Origin of the sequence: Kitasatospora sp. NPDC085464, from assembly GCF_044541955.1 — a bacterium.
Taxonomy (GTDB): domain Bacteria; phylum Actinomycetota; class Actinomycetes; order Streptomycetales; family Streptomycetaceae; genus Kitasatospora.
In genome coordinates this window covers 283,566-301,245 of record NZ_JBITTM010000001.1, presented here as the reverse complement: position 1 = coordinate 301,245, position 17,680 = coordinate 283,566, and the positions used below count along the sequence as shown (strand labels likewise).

Below are 17,680 nucleotides of genomic sequence, written 5' to 3'. Positions count from 1 at the left end.
AGCGTCGAGCCGTCAAGGAGAACGGAACGCCGACCACGCCCCAGGGGGATCCCATGTCCGGACCGCAGCCCTCCGCCGTCTACACCCACGGTCACCAGGAGGCCGTACTGCGCTCGCACCGCTCCCGCACCGCCGCCGATTCGGCCGCCTACCTGCTGGCCGAACTGCGGCCGGGACAGGCCCTGTTGGACATCGGCTGCGGGCCCGGCACGATCACCGCCGACCTGGCCGAGCTGGTCGGCCCGGATGGCCGGGTCGTGGCGGTGGACACCTCCGCCGAGGTGCTGGAGCAGGCCGCCGGGTACGTGGCCGCACGCGGCCTGTCCAATGTGGTCTTCGAGCAGGCCGATGTGCACCGACTGCCCTTCCGGGACGGCGGGTTCGACGTCGTGCACGCCCACCAGGTGCTGCAGCACGTGGCCGACCCGGTGGCCGCGCTGCGCGAGATGCGGCGGGTGACGGCCCCCGGCGGGGTGGTGGCGGCCCGGGACGTCGACTACGCCTCGATGACCTGGTTCCCCGAGGTGCCCGAGCTGGACCGCTGGCTGGAGCTGTACCGGCGCACCGCCCGCGCCAACGGCGGTGAGCCGGACGCGGGCCGACGGCTGCTGTCCTGGGCCCGCGCGGCGGGTTTCGCGGACGTCACCGCGAGCGCCGGCACCTGGACGTACGCGACGCCCGAGCGGCGCGCCTGGTGGGGCGGCATGTGGGCGGACCGGGTCACCGGCACCGCGCTGGGCCGGACGGCGGTCGAGCGGGGCTACGCGGAGCCGGAGGAACTGCGGCGGATCGCGGCCGGCTGGCGGGAGTGGAGCGCCGCGGAGGACGGCTGGTTCTCGATGCTGCACGGCGAGGTCCTGGCCCGCGGCTGAGTGCCCGACAGGGGTCCGGCCGGGGCGGGCAGGCGTTCGGAAAGATCGGGTAAAGTCGCGCGACCGTTCACATCGGGCCCGTCAGGGGGTCCGTGCCATGGTGCCGAACGCCGAGCCGATGCCCGCCCCGGCGGGTTGGGGGAGTCCACGTGTCCAAGCCTGAGTCCGAGCCGTCCGCCCCTGGGCCGGAGACGCCCGCGCGGACCGGGCCGGACGCGGGCACGGACGCGGGGCCGGGGGCGGACGCGGGGACGGGTGCGGCTCCGACGACGGGTCAGGACCCCCGGGTGGACTTCCGCAAGGAGGCCGACGAGCCCGAGGCCGCCCCGGCGGACCCCGCGCCCGCCCCCGTCGCGCCCGTCGCGTCCGCCTCCCTCGCGCCCGTCGCCCCCGTCGCGTCCGCCTCCCTCGCGCCCGTCGCGCCCGCCCCGTTCACGGGCGCCGTGCCGCCGCCCGCCCCCGCCGACCCCTGGGCCGCGCCCGACCTCGCCCCCGCCGCCCCTGTCGCCCCCGCCCCACCCGTCGTCGGGCACCCGCAGCCCGTCCCGCTGCCGTCCGCCGCCCCGCCCCAGCCGCCGCACCCGCTGCCCGCCGGCGGCTGGGCCTCCGTCACACCCTCCGCCCAGGCCGGCTTCCGGCCCGACCAGCCGTACCCGCAGCCCGCCGGTCCGGCGCCCACCAACGGGTTCGCGGTCGGCTCCCTGGTGACCGGTCTGGTCATGGTGGCGCCGGTGGCCCTGGTGTTCGGCATCGTGGCGCTGGTCCAGATCAACCGCCGCAAGGAGCGCGGGTTCGGCCTGGCGGTGGCCGGCGTCGTGCTGGGCACGATCGGCACGCTCCTGCTCTCGCTGCTGCTGGGAGCGGGGAACTTCAGCGGTGCCGGCGGCGGCCGGTTCGCCCACGCGCCGAAGGCGCCGGCCGGCTCCGTCCACTGGTCCGACCTCAAGACCGGCGACTGCTACAACTCCCCCGCCGGGGGATCGGTGGCCGGCACCGACGGCGACGAGACGGTGTACTGGGTGAACCGGGTGGCCTGCGCCGAGCCGCACCACGGCGAGGTGGCCGGAACGGTCCCGTTCCCCACGGGCAGCGGCGCCTACCCGGGCGAGAGCGAGGTCCGCGAGTCGGCCGCCCGGCTGTGCCGCAAGGTCATGGACGACTACGCGCTCGACCAGTGGGCCGTCCCGGACGGCATGGACGACGTCTACCTCTACCCGGCCGCGAACAACTGGGCGGCCGGCGAGCGCTACGCCACCTGCGCCTTCGAGGACCGCGACGACCAGCACCGGGGCACCGTCCGCACCGACCGGAGCCGCCTGACCGCGCCTCAACTGGCCTACCTGGAGGCGGTCCGGGTCTTCAACGACGCCTACCTGGAGCAGCCGAAGCAGGAGGTCTCCGAGGCCGGGGCCGACTACCGGAGCTGGGCCCGCCGGATGGCCGTCGCCTCCCGGACCGAGGCCGCCGTGCTCGGCGCGCCGACGACGGACTGGCCGGCCGACGTCCGGCCGAACATCGCCAAGCTGGTCGAGGCGCAGTCCCAGGCGGCCCCCGCGTGGGACTCCGCGGCCTCCGCCGACGACCTGGAGGGCGGCATCCGCCGGGCCAAGGCGCTGGTGGCCAAGACGGTGCCGATGAGCGTGGACATCCGCCGCGCGCTGGGCCTGTCCACCGGCGAGCAGGTGCCCGACCTGCGGGTCTGAGCCTGCGCGCACGAGGTTACCGGCCGTTAACAACGTCCATACCTGCCGGTAGCGAACGGCGCGTAGCGTCGCGGATGTGCCCCCGGCCCGACCCCCACGCGAGCCGGGGGCGCGACGGCATCCGGCCGGCCGAGCGGCCACGACGGCATCCGGCCGGCCACGGCGGTCGGACCGGCCGCCGGAGGCCAGTGGAGGCGGCGGCGGACGCCGGATACCCTCGCGCCATGGGTACCTACCGGGTGATGCGGCAGGACGACAACGGCAACCGCTTCCTGGTCGCCGACGGCCTGGACGGCGCAGCGGCCGAGCGGCTGGCCGCCGAGTTCGAGGCCCGCGGCCACAAGCAGCTGTACTGGGTCGAGGCAACCGGGTCCGCGGCCGGGCCGGCCGAGCACGGGAACGGCGCCGTCCGGAACGCCTGAGGCCGTAGGGTCGGGGCCATGGACGCCCCGCACGCCCCGCATCCCACCGACCGCTCCACCGACCGTCCCGCCGGCAGCCCCACGGACCGCCCGGCCGAGCTTCGGATCGTGGTCGGCGGCGCACTGGTCCGTGAGGGCCGGGTGCTCGCGGCCCGGCGCAGCGCGCCCGCGGCGGTGGCCGGACGGTGGGAGTTCCCCGGCGGGAAGGCCGAGCCGGGCGAGACCGAGGCGCAGGCGTTGGAGCGCGAGCTGCGGGAGGAGCTGGGTGTCCGGGCGCGCGCGCTGACCCGGCTGCCCGGCGCGTGGGCCGTGCGCCCCGGCCTGGAGTTGCGCTTCTGGGCGGCCGAACTGCTGGCCGGCGAGCCGCGCGCGCTGCAGGACCACGACGCGCTGCGCTGGCTGGGCCCGGACGAGCTGGACGAGGTCGACTGGATCGACCACGACCGCGACGTGTTGCCGTACGTCGCCCGGCTGCTCGCGGAGCCGGGGGCGGCGGACGACGCGCAGTCCGCCGGGTAGGTCAATCGGACAAGACGACCCGGCGACCGGGATAGCCTGGGTTCTGCTGGGTATGTCACTTTTCGGCACTATTCGTCACCATCGGTGAGCCGCCCCCAGCCGGCGACGCCGATCCCGACCAGAGCCGGAGGCCCCGTCGGTGTCGAGTACCGGGAACGGCGGCGGGGGAGAGCGGCGGGCAGGAACCGCGGGCAGCGCGGCCGCCCGCGCCCGGCTGCGCCGCGCCGCCCGTCCGACCGCCCCCCAGCCGCCGGTCGGCCGCCGCCGCGGTCCCGTCGCCGCCCCCGACACCGAGCGGCCCGCCCAGCCGGCGCCGACCCTGGCCCTGCCCGAACCGGGCGCCCGCTCCGGACTGCGCAGCCGCCCCGGCCGGCCGTTCCCCGGCGGGCCCGGTGACGCCCCGAACGCGCTCGGCGCGCCGCCCGGGGGCGGCCTGCTCGACATGCTCAAGGTCGCCATCGCGATCCTGGACACCGCGGGCCGGGTGGTGCTCTGGAGCCCCGCCGCCGAGGAACTGCTCGGCTGGCCGAACGAGCTGTTGGTCGGCCGCCGGATCGACGAGCTGATCCCCGACCAGGAGCAGGTCGTCCGGGTCCGGGCGGCGGTCCAGGACACCCTGCGGCACGGCCGCTGGGCCGGCTACGCGGAGCTGCGCGACCGGGAGGGCGCACCGGTCGCCGTGGAGGCCCGGATCTCCCTCCTGGTGGACGGCGACGGCACCCCGTTCCTGCAGGTCAGCATGGCCGAGTCGGCCGCCGTGGGGGCCGTCGAGCGGGACCTCGCGGTACGCGACGCGCTGTTCGAGCAGTCTCCGCTGGGCATCGCCATCCTGGACACCGACCTGCGCTACACCGCGGTCAACCAGACCCTCGCCGAGATGAACGGCGTGGCCCTGGAGGACCACGTCGGCCGCACCACCGGCGAGACCCTGCCCGAGCGGGCCGCCGACGAGATCACCGCCATCCAGCGCCAGGTGCTGGCCACCGGCGAGCCGGTCATCGACGTCACCCTGGCCTCCCCGGTCACCACCCGGGCCGGCTACCGGTCGATCTCCTACAGCCGGATGACGGACCGCTCCGGCCGGGTGCTCGGCATCTCCGGCACGGTGATGGACGTGACCGAGCGCTACCGGGCGGTCGCCAAGGTCGAGCACGCCCGGCGCCGGCTCTCGCTGCTCAACGAGTTCGGCTCCCGGGTGGGCGACCTGCTGGACGCCTCCCGGATCGCCCAGGAGCTGGCCAGCTCGGTCGTCCCCCGGCTCACCGACCACTCGGCGGTGATCCTGCTCCAGGCCGTCGCGCACGGCGACGACCTGCCCCGGCACGGCCACGACCGCCGCACCTCGCTGCTCCAGCTCGGCACCGCCTCCGTCCAGGACGGCCCCGAGGTTGACGTGATGCTGCGCCGCGGCGCCCGGATCACCTTCTCCGAGGACTCCGCCTGCGGCCGGGTGCTGCGCACCGGCGTGCCCGAGCTGCTCTCCGGGGCCGAGCAGCTGGACGACGTCACCTACCCGGGCGACCCCAAGATGCAGGCCGCCCGGGACCTCGGGGTGCACTCGATGCTGGTCGTCCCGCTGCGCGCCCGCGGCATCGTGATCGGCCTGCTGCAGGTCAGCCGGGCCGGCTACCGGGAGGCCTTCGACCGGGACGACCTGGCCTTCACCGTCGAGCTCGCCGACCGGGCCGGCAGCTCGCTGGACAACGCCCGTCTCTACGCCCGCGAGCGCACCGCCGCGCTCACCCTCCAGCGCACCCTGCTCCCGCAGCAGGTCCCGCAGCCCACCGGCGTCGAGGTCGCCTACCGGTACGTGCCCGGCAGCAGCGGCACCGAGGTCGGCGGTGACTGGTTCGACGTCATCCCGCTGCCCGGCGACCGCACCGCGCTGGTGGTCGGCGACGTGATGGGCCACGGCCTGCGGGCCGCCGCCACCATGGGCCGGCTGCGCACCGCCGTCCGGGTGCTGGCCGCCCTCGACCTGCCGCCGGACGTCCTGCTGCGGCACGTCCACGAGCTGGCCGACGACCTCGCCCAGGGCCCGGACGAGGCGCTGCTCGCCACCTGCGTCTACGCGGTCTTCGACCCGGCGACCGCCCGGCTGACCGTCGCCAAGGCAGGGCACATCCCGCCGGTGCTGGTGGTGCCGGGCCAGGAGAGCGAGGAGCCCACCCGCAACGGCAGCCCGCTGCCCGGCGGCGCCGGCCGGATCCTCGACCTGCCCTCCGGCGCCCCGCTCGGCGTGGGCGGAGTCCCGTTCGAATCGGTCGAACTGAAGATCCCCGAGGGCAGCCTGCTCGCGCTGTGCACCGACGGCCTGGTCGAGTCCCGGGACAAGGACCTGGACGTCGGCCTCGGCCGGCTGCTCACCGTCCTCCAGGAGCCGCACGCCTCCATCCAGGCCGCCTGCGAGGCGGTGCTCGACACCATGGAGCAGGGCCGCGAGCCGGACGACGTGGCGCTGCTGCTGGCCCGGCTGGGGCACGGCCAGGCCGGCACCCCGACGGCCGGCTGGACCCTGCCGGCCGAGCCCACCGCCGTCTCCCGGGCGCGTCGGCTGGTCCGCGCCGCGCTCGCCGAGTGGGGCGTGGAGGCGCTCACCGACACCGCCGAGCTGCTGGTCAGCGAGCTGGTCACGAACGCCGTCCGGTACGCCAGCGCCCCGATCGGGGTGCGGCTGACGCTCGGCGAGACGCTGCTGGTCGAGATCTCCGACCCGCTGCCCGACCCGCCCCGGGAGCGGCACGCGGCCGAGGCCGACGAGGGCGGCCGGGGCCTGGAGCTGGTCCGCCGGCTGGCACTGCGCTGGGGCGCCCGGGCCGAGGGGATCGGCAAGGTGGTCTGGTTCGAGCAGGCGCTGCCGGGTAATGAGCCCGACGAGGCGTGACTCGATCGAACGCCGGACGGAGCGACAGGAGAGCGGTGCCGCATATGCCATCGGGGGCCCGGGGGGAGCGCGCGCCCCGGAAGGGGGCGCGAGCGTGGCATTGTGGTTGCGCGGGCGGTAGGACAAAAACCTTCGCCCGATCTGATGTTGTGATGTTGAGGGCGTGTGAACGCACCCCTTGATGATGAATACTCGGTCTTCTCGACATCCGGACGGTCGCGGGTTGGAGGGGTCGGTCCGTTGAACAGCACTCCGGCGCGGAGCGCGCCGATCAGCAGCGGTCATGCCGCTGTACCCGGGCAGGCCGGTTCGTCGCACCTGCCCGTACCGGCGACCCGGCCGGCCGGCGACACCGCGAGCCGCGGCGCCCACCCCGTCGCCGAGGCGCGGCCGTGGGGCGCCGGCGACCCCGGCACGATCTACGACTACATCAGGGTCGCGACCTTCGCGATCGGCCCGGACGGGCGGATCAGCCAGTGGAGCGAGCGCGCCGCCGAGTTCTTCGGCGTCCCGGCCGCCGACGCCGTCGGCGCCGACCCGATCACCACGTTCGTCCCCCGCGAGCTCTGGCAGCGCGGCCGCGCCCGGCTGGAGCGCACCCTGGCCGGCGAGGAGTGGGTCGGCACCACCCCGTACCGGGAGGCCGGCGGCGGCGAGGGCCTGGCCGAGCTGTACCTGATGCCCGACAGCGCCCTGCCCACCGCGGGCGCCACCTGCCTGGCCGTCGACCTCGGACGGCTGCGCCGGATCGAGACCGACCTCGCCGCCTCCGAGGCCGTCTTCGGGCAGACCCCCACCGGCTTCGTGCTGTTCGACGACCGGCTGCGCCTGCAGCGGGTCAACGACGCCTTCGCCTCCGGCATGGGCCTGGTCCCCACCGACCTCGAAGGCCTCACCCCGCACGACCTCTTCCCGCCGTCCGAGGCCGACCGGCTCACCGCCGCCCTGCGCAAGGTCCTCGCCACCGGCGAGCCCGTCTTCGACCTGCGCTTCCACGGGGCCGTCCCGACCCGCGACGGCAACCGGCTCTGGGCCGTCTCGCTGTACCGCCTGAACGGCGCCGCCGGGCAGCCGATGGGCGTGGCCGGGCAGGTCTCCGACGTCACCAGCCGGCACGTCGCCGAGCGCGAGGCCGACGGCGTGCGCCGCAACCTCGCCCTGCTCAACGAGGCCAGCGCCCACATCGGCTCCACGCTCGACCTGGAGACCACCGCCAAGGAGCTGCTGGACGTCGTCGTCCCGCCGTTCTGCGACCTCGCCACCGTCGACCTCTACACCGCGCTGCTGTCCGGCGAGACCGTTCCCAGCGCCGGCCGGCTCGGTGACACCGTGCTCACCGACGGCAGCGGCGAACTGCGCCGGGTCGCCGTCTCCAGCGTGGTCGGCGGCGCCTCCTCGGTGCTCGGATCGGTCACCGGCCTGCCCATCGCCGAGGCCGGCGGCACCCTCTGTTACCCGCGCCGCTCCCCGCACGCCCGGGCCCTGCGCACCGGCCGCAGCGTCGTCCCCGACCCCGGGCCCGACCCGCTGCTGCGCTCCACGCTGATCGTCCCGCTGGTCGCCCGCGACCAGGTGCTCGGCCTCGTCCAGCTCTCCCGCGCGATCGGCAGCGAGCCCTTCGACGCCCGCGACGTCGCGATCGCCGAGGAACTCGTCGCCCGCGCCGCCGTCTGCATCGACAACGCCCGGCTCTACCGCCGCGAGCACGAGCGCGCGCTGATCCTCCAGCGCAGCCTGCTGCCCCCCGGCAACCCGGCCGCCAGCGGCCTGGAGATCGCCTGCCGCTACCTGCCCAGCAACAACAACACCGAGGTCGGCGGCGACTGGTTCGACGTCATCCCGCTGCCCGGCAACCGCACCGCGCTGGTCATCGGCGACGTGATGGGCCGCGGCCTGCGCGCCGCCGTCGCCATGGGGCAGCTGCGCACCGCCGTCCGCACCCTGGCCATGCTCGACCTCGACCCCGCCGAGGTGCTCACGGCCCTGGACGAGATCGCCCGCGGCCTCGGCGACGACTCGGTTCCGGCCGGCCCGCCCACCCCGTACGGCCGGCTCACCTCGACGGCCGACGAGGAGGCGCGCGAGGTCTACTTGGCGACCTGCGTCTACGCCGTCTACGACGCCGTCACCCGCCGCTGCGTCTTCGCCAACGCCGGCCACCTGCCGCCGGTGCTGCTCAGCCCCGGCGAGAGCGCCCGGATGCTCGACGTACCGCCCGGCCTGCCGCTCGGCGTCGGCGGCGAGCCCTTCGAGGAGGTCGAGATCGTCCTTCCGGACGGCGCCGTGCTCGGCCTCTACACCGACGGCCTGGTGGAGAGCCGCAAGCACCAGCTGGACGAGGGCCTGCGGGCCTTCCGCTCGGCGCTCTCCGTCGAGGGCAAGGGCCTGGAGGACCTCTGCGACCACGTGCTCGGCGAGCTCAACCCGCACCACGGCGAGGACGACATCGCCCTGCTGATGGCCAAGGTGCACGCGTTCCCCGAGGACGCCGTCGGCAACTGGTTCCTGCCGCCCGAGCCCACCTCCGTCGCCAAGGCCCGCGAGCTGGCCTGCAGCTGGCTGCTGGCCCGGGGGCTGGAGGAGCTGGTCGACACCACCGAGCTGTTGGTCAGCGAGCTGGTCACCAACGCGCTCAAGCACGGGCGCGGCGAGATCCGGCTGCGGCTGCTGCGCGAGCGCGGCCTGGTCTGCGAGGTCTGGGACGACGGCTACGCCCAGCCCCGGCAGCGGCGCGCCCAGGAGACCGACGAGGGCGGGCGCGGCCTGCAGCTGGTCAGTCTGCTGGCCGAGCGCTGGGGCAGCCGGCGCACGCCGAAGGGCAAGATCGTCTGGTTCGAGCTGGCGCTCTAGCCGGACCGGGAACCCCACCGGGGACGGCCCGGCCGCAAGGGTCGGGCCGCAAGGGTCGGGCCGCAAGGGTTGGGCCGTAAGGGTGCAGTCGCCCCCGGTCCGCCGTGTCGGCGCGGGCCGGGCCGCGCGGGCGGCGTTCGATGGCCGCCATGCGCGTCCGCCAGCTCACCGCCGCAGCCGCCGCGCTGCTGCTCGCCGCCGGTCTCGGCGGCTGCTCCGACGACCCCGACCCCGGCCGTACCCCGGCCCCCGCCCCGGTCTCGGCCGATCCCACCGCGACCACCGGTGACGTCCGGGCCGCCGACCGCACCGACGTCCGGGGCGGCGGCACGCTGCGCTGGGCGGTGGACGGCGTCCCGACCACGCTGAACGTCTACCAGGGCGCGGCGACCGCCGACTCGGCGCTGCTCGCCCACGCGCTGTACCCCTCGCTGTTCCGCCCCGACGAGCACGGCCGGCTGGTGCCCGACCCGGACTACCTGGCGGGCGCGGAGTCCACCCCACCCGGGCAGCTGCCGCAGGTGGTCACCTACCGGCTCAACCCGCACGCCGTCTGGAGCGACGGCACGCCGCTCTCGGCCGCCGACCTCGCCGCCCAGCGGGCCGCCCTCTCCGGGCTGGACCCGTCCTACCGGGGCGCGCACCCGGCCGGGTACGAGGCCATCGACTCGGTCGCCCGGGGCGAGGACCCGCACGAGGTGCGGGTCACCTTCCGGCGGCCGTACGCCGAGTGGCGCTCGCTGTTCGGGCCGCTCTACCCGGCGGCCGAGACCGGCACCCCGGCCGCCTTCAACCGGGCGCTGACCGACGGCGGCCACCCGAGCGCCGGGCCGTACACCCTCTCCCGGTACGACGCCGGGGGCGGGCGGGTCACCATGACGCGCAACCCCCTCTGGTGGGGCGACGTGCCCAAGACGGACCGGATCGACTTCCTCGCCGTGCCGCCCGAGCAGCGGCTGGACGCGCTCGACCAGGACAAGCTGGACATCGCCCTGCTCACCGCGGCGGTGGACCGGGCGGTGCCGAGCCCCGCCGCGTCCGCCCCGGCGGCGGCGCCGCCCGCCGCGGCTCCCGAGGCGGCGGCGTCGGCGCTGCGGCGGGCCGAGTCGCTCCCCGGCGTCACCGTGCACCGGGCGGCCGCGCCCTCGCTGACCCAGCTCACCGTCAACGCCGCCCGCGGTCCGCTCACCGACCCGGGCGTGCGGCGCGCCCTCGCCGGGGCCGTCGACCGGCGGCGGGTCGCCGACGCCGCGCTCACCCCGCTCGGCCTGCCCGCCGCTCCGCTGGGCAACCACCTGCTCGCCGGGGACCAGGAGGGCTACCGGGACAACAGCGCCGCGGCCGGCCCGCAGGACCCGGCCCGGGCACTGGACGCGGCGGGCTGGAAGCGGCCCGCCGGCCGGGGCACCCGCACCAAGGACGGGAAGCAGCTCGCCCTCACCCTGCTCGTCCCGGCCGGCTCGGTGACCGCCAGGCGCACCGCCGACGCGCTCACCGCCGACCTCGCGGAGTACGGGATCGCCCTGAAGCCGGTGACGGCGCCCGCCGAGACCTTCGTCCCGGACCACCTGGCCGTCGGGGACTACGACCTCGCGCTCTTCTCCTGGCCGGCCGGGCCCAGCCCGGCGAGCGAGCAGCGCCCCGCCTACGCCAAGCCCCGGCCCGGCCCCGACGGCGCACTCGACGCCGGGAGCAACTACGGCCGCAGCGGCACCGAGGAGATCGACCGGCTGTTCGACCGGGCGTCCGCCGAACCGGACCCGGCGGCCCGGCTGGACCTGCTGCAGGAGGCGGACGTACGGATCTGGCAGCTCGGGCATTCGGTGCCGCTGTACCAGCGGCCGGAGCTGGTCGGAGTCCGGGAGGGCGTGGCGGGCGCCGGAGCGTTCGGCTACGGCTGGCCGCGCTTCCAGGACGTGGGGTGGACCGGCGCCTGAGGACGGGGCCCTCAGTACGGCCCTCCTCAGTACGGCTCTCCTCAGTACGGCTCTCCTCAGGACGGGCCCAGCTCCCGGGCAAAGCGGCACAGCGCGGCGGTGAAGGCCGCGGGACCGCTGCGCGGGCTGGTCCTGGCGGGTGCGAGCGCCGACACCCGGGGGCCCTGGGTCTCCGCGGGGGCGGCGGTGCGGGACGTCCGGGGCAACGGGGCACTGGGTCGCCGGATCACGAACGGCAGACTCTCGGAGTGAGGCCGCCGGGTGAAGAGCGCGTGACCCACCTGTGATCTTGGTCCCGCCCGACCTGCTCGTTTCCGCCCACCTGGGCCCTTCCCCGTACGATAGGAGGAAGCCGAGGCATGTCCATGTGCCCGGCGGGTGGACCGGTAGTAGCAGGCGGAACGGGCGGCGGCGATCGACAGGGATCGCAAGTGCGCGTCACGCAGCCGGGCGCCGCAACCCACGATTCCGGGAGAATCCGCAAGGCATGCCCACGCGCAACGACATCCGTAACGTCGCCATCGTCGCCCACGTCGACCACGGCAAGACCACGCTGGTCGACGCCATGCTGAAGCAGGCCGGCGCCTTCGCCGCCCACCAGCAGCTCGACGACCGCATGATGGACTCGAACGACCTGGAGCGCGAGAAGGGCATCACCATTCTCGCGAAGAACACTGCGGTCAAGTACCACCCCAAGGACGGTGGCGCGCCGATCACCATCAACATCATCGACACCCCGGGCCACGCCGACTTCGGTGGCGAGGTCGAGCGCGGTCTGTCGATGGTGGACGCGGTCGTCCTGCTGGTCGACGCCTCCGAGGGTCCGCTGCCGCAGACCCGCTTCGTGCTGCGCAAGGCGCTCACGGCGCGGCTGCCCGTCATCCTCTGCATCAACAAGACCGACCGCCCGGACTCCCGGATCGACGAGGTCATCAACGAGACCTACGACCTGTTCCTGGACCTGGACGCGGACGAGGACCAGATCGAGTTCCCGATCGTCTACGCCTGTGCCCGTGACGGCGTCGCCTCGCTGACCAAGCCGGAGAACGGCACCGTCCCGGCGGACAGCACCAGCCTGGAGCCGTTCTTCTCCACCCTGCTGGAGCACGTCCCGGCGCCGAGCTACGACGCGGACGCGCCGCTGCAGGCCCACGTCACCAACCTGGACGCCGACAACTTCCTCGGCCGCATCGCGCTGCTGCGCGTCGAGCAGGGCGAGCTGCGCAAGGGCCAGACCGTGGCCTGGATCAAGCGCGACGGCACCATCTCGAACGTCCGCATCTCCGAGCTGCTGATGACCGAGGCGCTCACCCGCAAGCCGGCCGAGGTGGCGGGCCCCGGTGACATCTGCGCCGTCGCCGGCATCTCCGACATCATGATCGGCGAGACCCTCGCCGACCCGGAGAACCCGATCGCGCTGCCGCTGATCACGGTGGACGAGCCGGCCATCTCGATGACCATCGGCACCAACACCTCGCCGCTGGTCGGCCGTGGCGGCAGCGGCAAGGGCGCGGACGCCAAGTCCGGCGCCAAGGTGGACCGCAAGGTCACCGCCCGCCAGGTGAAGGACCGCCTGGACCGCGAGCTGATCGGTAACGTCTCGCTGCGCGTCCTGGACACCGAGCGTCCGGACGCCTGGGAGGTGCAGGGCCGTGGTGAGCTGGCGCTGGCCATCCTCATCGAGACCATGCGCCGCGAGGGCTTCGAGCTGACCGTCGGCAAGCCGCAGGTGGTCACCAAGGAGGTCAACGGCAAGACCCACGAGCCGGTCGAGCGCCTCACCGTGGACGTGCCGGAGGAGCACATGGGCGCCGTCACGCAGCTCATGGGCATCCGCAAGGGCCGGATGGACAACATGTCCAACCACGGCTCGGGCTGGGTCCGGATGGAGTTCGTCGTGCCGTCCCGCGGCCTGATCGGCTTCCGCACGGAGTTCCTGACCAACACCCGCGGCACCGGCATCGCCCACTCGATCCACGAGGGCCACGAGCCGTGGTTCGGCACCCTGACCACCCGCAACAACGGCTCCCTGGTCGCCGACCGGGCCGGCGTGGTGACCGCCTTCGCGATGACCAACCTGCAGGAGCGCGGCGTGCTCTTCTGCGAGCCGGGCACCGAGGTGTACGAGGGCATGATCGTCGGTGAGAACTCGCGCTCCGACGACATGGACGTGAACATCACCAAGGAGAAGAAGCTCACCAACATGCGGTCCTCGACCGCCGACGTGGCCGAGTCGATCGTCCCGCCGCGCAAGCTCTCGCTGGAGCAGTCGCTGGAGTTCTGCCGCGAGGACGAGTGCATCGAGGTGACCCCGGAGACGGTTCGCATCCGTAAGGTCGTCCTGGACCAGAAGGACCGCGGACGCACTGCCTCGCGCGCCAAGAAGGCGTGATCAGGACGCACTGACGGCCATTGGCCGGAATGTTTCGCCCCCCTTTCCAATGGAGAGGGGGGCGAACTTTTTCAACTACTCCAAGTTGTCGGGGCCGGTATTAACCGAATAACGCTCATCACACCCGGGTGTCCGCTGAGCGGACGCGACGGTTCGTCATGCATGACGACTGTCCGTTTGGTACCTGTCTGGCTATGTCTCAAATGTCCGGTTTTCGAAACTTACCGACTGTTCATGTGACCTAATTGAGATCGTCACTGGTCACTTTCGTGTCCGTGCGTGACGGATAGTGGAGCCAGTCAGGCTCGGGTCAAGGGTGAACGCGCAGGGGTGCGCGCCGAAACCACGAGCGCGGACGGCATTGCGGGCCCGGTGAGAACCGTTCCGTGGTGCCCTCCTCGTTGCAATCGTCGAATTCAGGAGGCACACCGATGCGTGGTGGGAGCCAGGCCAAGTGGGTTGTCGCAGCTGTTGCGGTCGCCCTTGCCGCGACTGCTTGTAGCAGCAGCAGCGACTCCTCCAGCGGGGGCAGCTCGGACGGTGCCGCGGTCAACCCCGCGGGCATGTTCAGCTACCAGAGCGGCGAGCCTCAGCGCCCGCTGCAGCCGGCCAACGCCATGGAGAACCAGGGCGGCCGTATCGTCAAGCAGCTGTTCACGGGCCTCGTCGACTACGACCCCGCGACCGGTGCGCTGCGCAACCAGGTGGCCGACAAGATCGAGACCACCGACGCCAAGACCTACACCGTCACGCTGAAGTCCGGCTGGACCTTCCACGACGGCACCCCGGTCACCGCCAAGTCCTTCGTCAACTCGTGGAACTGGTCGGCCGCTCCGGCGAACAACCAGATCAACTCGGACTGGTTCTCGGACATCGTCGGCTACGACGCGGTCCACCCGGACAAGGACAAGGGTGACCCGACGGCCAAGGAGATGTCCGGTCTCAAGGTCATCGACGACACCCACTTCACCATCGAACTGACCAGCCCCGTCTCGTACTTCACGTACAAGCTCGGCTACTCGGCCTTCTTCCCGCTGCCCGACGGGTTCTTCTCGGACCCGGCCGGCTACGGCCAGAAGCCGATCGGCAACGGCCCCTACAAGTTCGAGTCGTGGGAGCACAACAAGGCCATCACCCTGAAGGCCTACGACAAGTACACGGGCACCAACAAGGCGAAGAACGGCGGAATCGTCTTCCGCAACTACACCTCGCCCGAGGCCGCGTACAAGGACCTGATGTCCGACACGCTGGACGTGCTGGACCAGGTCGACTCGACCGACCTGCCGAAGTACAAGGACGACCTGGGCAAGCGCGCCGTCGACCAGGCGCAGGGTGCCATCCAGAACATCTCGTTCGCCCTGTACAACGCTGACTGGAGCGACCCGGCCAAGGCCAAGGTCCGCCAGGGTCTGTCGATGGCGATCGACCGCGACACCATCACCAAGACCGTGCTGAACAACAGCCGTCAGCCCGCCGACTCGTTCGTGGCGCCGGGCGTCATGGGCTACAAGGCCGGCACCTGTGGTGACGCCTGCAAGTACAACCCGGAGAAGGCCAAGGCGCTGATCGCCGAGGGCGGCGGCGTCCCGGGCAACAAGATCACCGTCCTGTACAACTCCGACGGTGGCCACAAGGAGTGGGTGGACGCGGTCTGCAACTCGATCCGCCAGGCGACCGGCGTCGAGTGCATCGGTGACCCGAAGCCCGACTTCAAGACCGCGCGTGACATCGTCACGAAGAAGGCGGTCCCGAGCATGATGCGTACCGGCTGGGTGCAGGACTACCCGCTGAACGCCAACTTCCTGCGTGACGTCTACGGCACCGGTGCCGCGGCCAACGACGCCGGCTACTCCAGCCCCGAGTTCGACAAGCTGGCCCACGACGCCGACGCCGCCACCTCGGTGGAGAAGACGGCGGAGCTGTACGAGAAGGCCGAGGAGCAGCTGGCCAAGGACATGCCGGCCATCCCGCTCTGGTACTACAAGACCAACTCGGGCTACTCGAACAAGGTCCAGAACGTCAAGTTCAACTCCTTCGGCGACCCGGTCTACACCGACGTCGAGGTCAAGAAGTAGTAATCGGTCGGCACCGCCTGACCCGGTGACAACGGCCGGTGCCCGTCCCATCCCCACGAGGGCGAGGACTGGCACCGGCCGTTGGCACGCCGACTTATCTCTGGCCGGGTTGACGGGCCCGGCAGAGTCATACATGGAGGCACGATGGGGCGCTTTGTCGCGAGGCGACTGCTCCAGATGATTCCGGTGTTCCTCGGAACGACCGCACTCATCTTTTTCATGGTGCATTTGCTGCCCGGTGACCCGCTGGCAGCACTGTGGGGCGACAAGGCGCCGGACCCGGTGCAGCTCGCAGCCCTGAAGCACCAGCAGGGACTCGACAAGCCGCTGCTGCAGCAGTACCTCTCCTACATGGGGAAGCTGCTCACCGGCGACTTCGGCACCTCCCTGGACGGCCGACCGGTGCTCGACAAGATCACCGAGGCGCTGCCGGTCACGATCCGGCTGGCGCTCTTCGCGTTCGGCATCGAGATCGTCCTCGGCATCGGCATCGGCCTGTTCGCCGGTCTGCGCCGTGGCAAGGCGTTCGACAAGGGCGCGCTGGTCATGACGCTGCTGCTGATCTCGATCCCGGTCCCGGTGCTGGGCTTCATCTTCCAGACGATCTTCGCGAACAACCTCAAGTGGGTCACCCCGACGGTCCAGGACTCGAACGACATCACCCAGCTGGTGCTGCCGGCCGTCGTCCTCGGCTCGCTGTCGCTGGCCTACGTCGCGCGTCTCACCCGTACCTCCATAGCCGAGAACATCAAGGCCGACTACGTCCGCACCGCGGTGGCCAAGGGCCTGCCGCGCCGGAAGGTCATCGGCACCCACCTGCTGCGCAACTCGATGATCCCGGTGGTCACCTTCCTCGGTACCGACCTGGGCGCCCTGATGGGCGGTGCGATCGTCACCGAAGGCATCTTCAACGTGAAGGGCGTCGGCAACGCGCTCTACCACGCCATCAACATGAAGGAGGGCGCGACCGTCTCCGGTTTCGTCGCCTTCCTGGTGCTCGTGTACCTGGCCGCCGGCCTGATCGTCGACCTGCTTTACGCGGTCCTGGACCCGAGGATCCGTTATGCCTGACCTGACCGAGAAGAAGACCTCCGGGGACATCCCGGCCCAGCGCACCGCGGACGTCCCGGCGCCCAAGCAGGAGAAGGCCCGCAGCCTCGGCTCGGACGCCTGGCACGACCTGCGCCGCAAGCCGATCTTCGTGATCTCCGCGCTGCTGATCCTGCTGCTGATCGTCATCGCGATCGCCCCGGGCCTGTTCACCTCGGTGGACCCGCGCGCCGGCGACCTGCGCAACCACTACCTGACGAAGCCGAACTACGGTCACCTGTTCCAGGCCGACTGGTTCGGCTACGACCTCCAGGGTCGCAGCATCTACGCCCGCGTCATCTACGGCGCCCGCGCCTCGGTCGTGGTCGGCATCTGCGTCACCTTCGGCGTGACCGTCCTCGGTGGCATCACCGGCATGCTCGCCGGCTACTTCGGCGGCTGGACCGACACGATCATCTCCCGGGTCACCGACATCTTCTTCGGCATCCCGCTGCTGCTCGGCTCGCTGGTGATCCTGAACGCCTTCACCTCGCGCACCATCTGGAGCGTGGTGTTCGCCCTGGTCGCCCTTGGCTGGACCCAGATGACCCGCGTCATGCGCGGCTCGGTCATCACGGTCAAGCAGGCCGACTTCGTGACCGCGGCCAAGGCTCTCGGCGCCGGCACCAGCCGGATCCTGTTCAAGCACATCCTGCCGAACGCGATCGCCCCGGTGATCGTCGTCGCCACCATCGCGCTCGGCGGCTACATCGCCACCGAGGCGACGCTGAGCTTCCTCGGCATCGGTCTGCAGGACCCGACCATCTCCTGGGGCATCGACATCAACTCGGCCCAGAAGGTGATCCGGACGGCGCCGTTCGCCCTGTTCTTCCCGGCCGGAATGCTGAGCCTTACCGTGCTGGCGTTCATCATGCTCGGCGACGCGGTGCGCGACGCCCTCGACCCGAAGCTCCGCTGAGAGAAGAGGTGACGACCC

Annotated in this window: 11 protein-coding genes; all 11 read left to right on the top strand. The window is 72.7% G+C overall.

Annotated features, from left to right (window positions below):
* Window positions 1-53: 53 nt before the first annotated feature.
* The 11 genes from ACIGG8_RS01315 to ACIGG8_RS01265 all read left to right on the top strand — a co-directional run bounded on the left by ACIGG8_RS01315 (window position 54) and on the right by ACIGG8_RS01265 (window position 17,662).
* Window positions 54-872 (top strand): methyltransferase domain-containing protein, encoded by an 819-nt coding sequence (locus tag ACIGG8_RS01315; RefSeq protein WP_396544628.1) that lies wholly within the window; start codon window positions 54-56, stop codon window positions 870-872.
* Window positions 873-1,159: 287 nt separating this feature from the next.
* A complete protein-coding gene (locus tag ACIGG8_RS01310) occupies window positions 1,160-2,575 on the top strand; it encodes a DUF4190 domain-containing protein (protein WP_396544626.1) in 1,416 nt (471 codons plus the stop codon).
* 224 nt (window positions 2,576-2,799) lie between these two features.
* Window positions 2,800-2,997, top strand: coding sequence for an SPOR domain-containing protein (locus tag ACIGG8_RS01305; RefSeq protein ID WP_396544624.1), 198 nt, complete (start codon window positions 2,800-2,802; stop codon window positions 2,995-2,997).
* 18 nt (window positions 2,998-3,015) lie between these two features.
* Complete coding sequence (locus tag ACIGG8_RS01300) at window positions 3,016-3,516, top strand: (deoxy)nucleoside triphosphate pyrophosphohydrolase (RefSeq protein ID WP_396544622.1); 501 nt, start codon at window positions 3,016-3,018, stop codon at window positions 3,514-3,516.
* A gap of 139 nt (window positions 3,517-3,655) precedes the next feature.
* The gene (locus ACIGG8_RS01295; protein WP_396544620.1) at window positions 3,656-6,400 is read left to right on the top strand and encodes a SpoIIE family protein phosphatase; all 2,745 of its coding nucleotides are present in this window, start codon (window positions 3,656-3,658) and stop codon (window positions 6,398-6,400) included.
* 240 nt (window positions 6,401-6,640) lie between these two features.
* Window positions 6,641-9,250 carry a SpoIIE family protein phosphatase gene (locus ACIGG8_RS01290; RefSeq protein WP_396544618.1) on the top strand — a complete coding sequence of 870 codons (2,610 nt, stop codon included), beginning with the start codon at window positions 6,641-6,643 and terminating at the stop codon, window positions 9,248-9,250.
* Between the two features lie 149 nt (window positions 9,251-9,399).
* Window positions 9,400-11,187, top strand: a complete 1,788-nt coding sequence (locus ACIGG8_RS01285; protein ID WP_396544616.1) for an ABC transporter family substrate-binding protein — start codon at window positions 9,400-9,402, stop codon at window positions 11,185-11,187.
* 487 nt (window positions 11,188-11,674) lie between these two features.
* Entirely contained in the window at window positions 11,675-13,579 is a 1,905-nt protein-coding gene (gene typA, locus ACIGG8_RS01280; RefSeq protein WP_396544614.1) for a translational GTPase TypA, read from the top strand.
* 431 nt (window positions 13,580-14,010) lie between these two features.
* Window positions 14,011-15,654, top strand: a complete 1,644-nt coding sequence (locus tag ACIGG8_RS01275; protein ID WP_350522171.1) for an ABC transporter substrate-binding protein — start codon at window positions 14,011-14,013, stop codon at window positions 15,652-15,654.
* 144 nt (window positions 15,655-15,798) lie between these two features.
* Window positions 15,799-16,725 (top strand): ABC transporter permease, encoded by a 927-nt coding sequence (locus ACIGG8_RS01270; RefSeq protein ID WP_396544612.1) that lies wholly within the window; start codon window positions 15,799-15,801, stop codon window positions 16,723-16,725.
* A complete protein-coding gene (locus ACIGG8_RS01265) occupies window positions 16,718-17,662 on the top strand; it encodes an ABC transporter permease (RefSeq protein ID WP_350522169.1) in 945 nt (314 codons plus the stop codon). Before ACIGG8_RS01270 ends, ACIGG8_RS01265 begins: the two co-directional genes overlap by 8 nt.
* Window positions 17,663-17,680 lie beyond the last annotated feature (18 nt).

Bases quoted from the DNA above. Each gene is read 5' to 3' on its own strand.
- ACIGG8_RS01315 (WP_396544628.1), top strand. From the start codon at position 54: ATGTCCGGACCGCAGCCCTCCGCCGTCTACACCCACGGTCACCAGGAG.
- ACIGG8_RS01305 (WP_396544624.1), top strand. From the start codon at position 2,800: ATGGGTACCTACCGGGTGATGCGGCAGGACGACAACGGCAACCGCTTC.
- ACIGG8_RS01300 (WP_396544622.1), top strand. From the start codon at position 3,016: ATGGACGCCCCGCACGCCCCGCATCCCACCGACCGCTCCACCGACCGT.
- ACIGG8_RS01285 (WP_396544616.1), top strand. From the start codon at position 9,400: ATGCGCGTCCGCCAGCTCACCGCCGCAGCCGCCGCGCTGCTGCTCGCC.
- typA (WP_396544614.1), top strand. From the start codon at position 11,675: ATGCCCACGCGCAACGACATCCGTAACGTCGCCATCGTCGCCCACGTC.
- ACIGG8_RS01275 (WP_350522171.1), top strand. From the start codon at position 14,011: ATGCGTGGTGGGAGCCAGGCCAAGTGGGTTGTCGCAGCTGTTGCGGTC.
- ACIGG8_RS01270 (WP_396544612.1), top strand. From the start codon at position 15,799: ATGGGGCGCTTTGTCGCGAGGCGACTGCTCCAGATGATTCCGGTGTTC.
- ACIGG8_RS01265 (WP_350522169.1), top strand. From the start codon at position 16,718: ATGCCTGACCTGACCGAGAAGAAGACCTCCGGGGACATCCCGGCCCAG.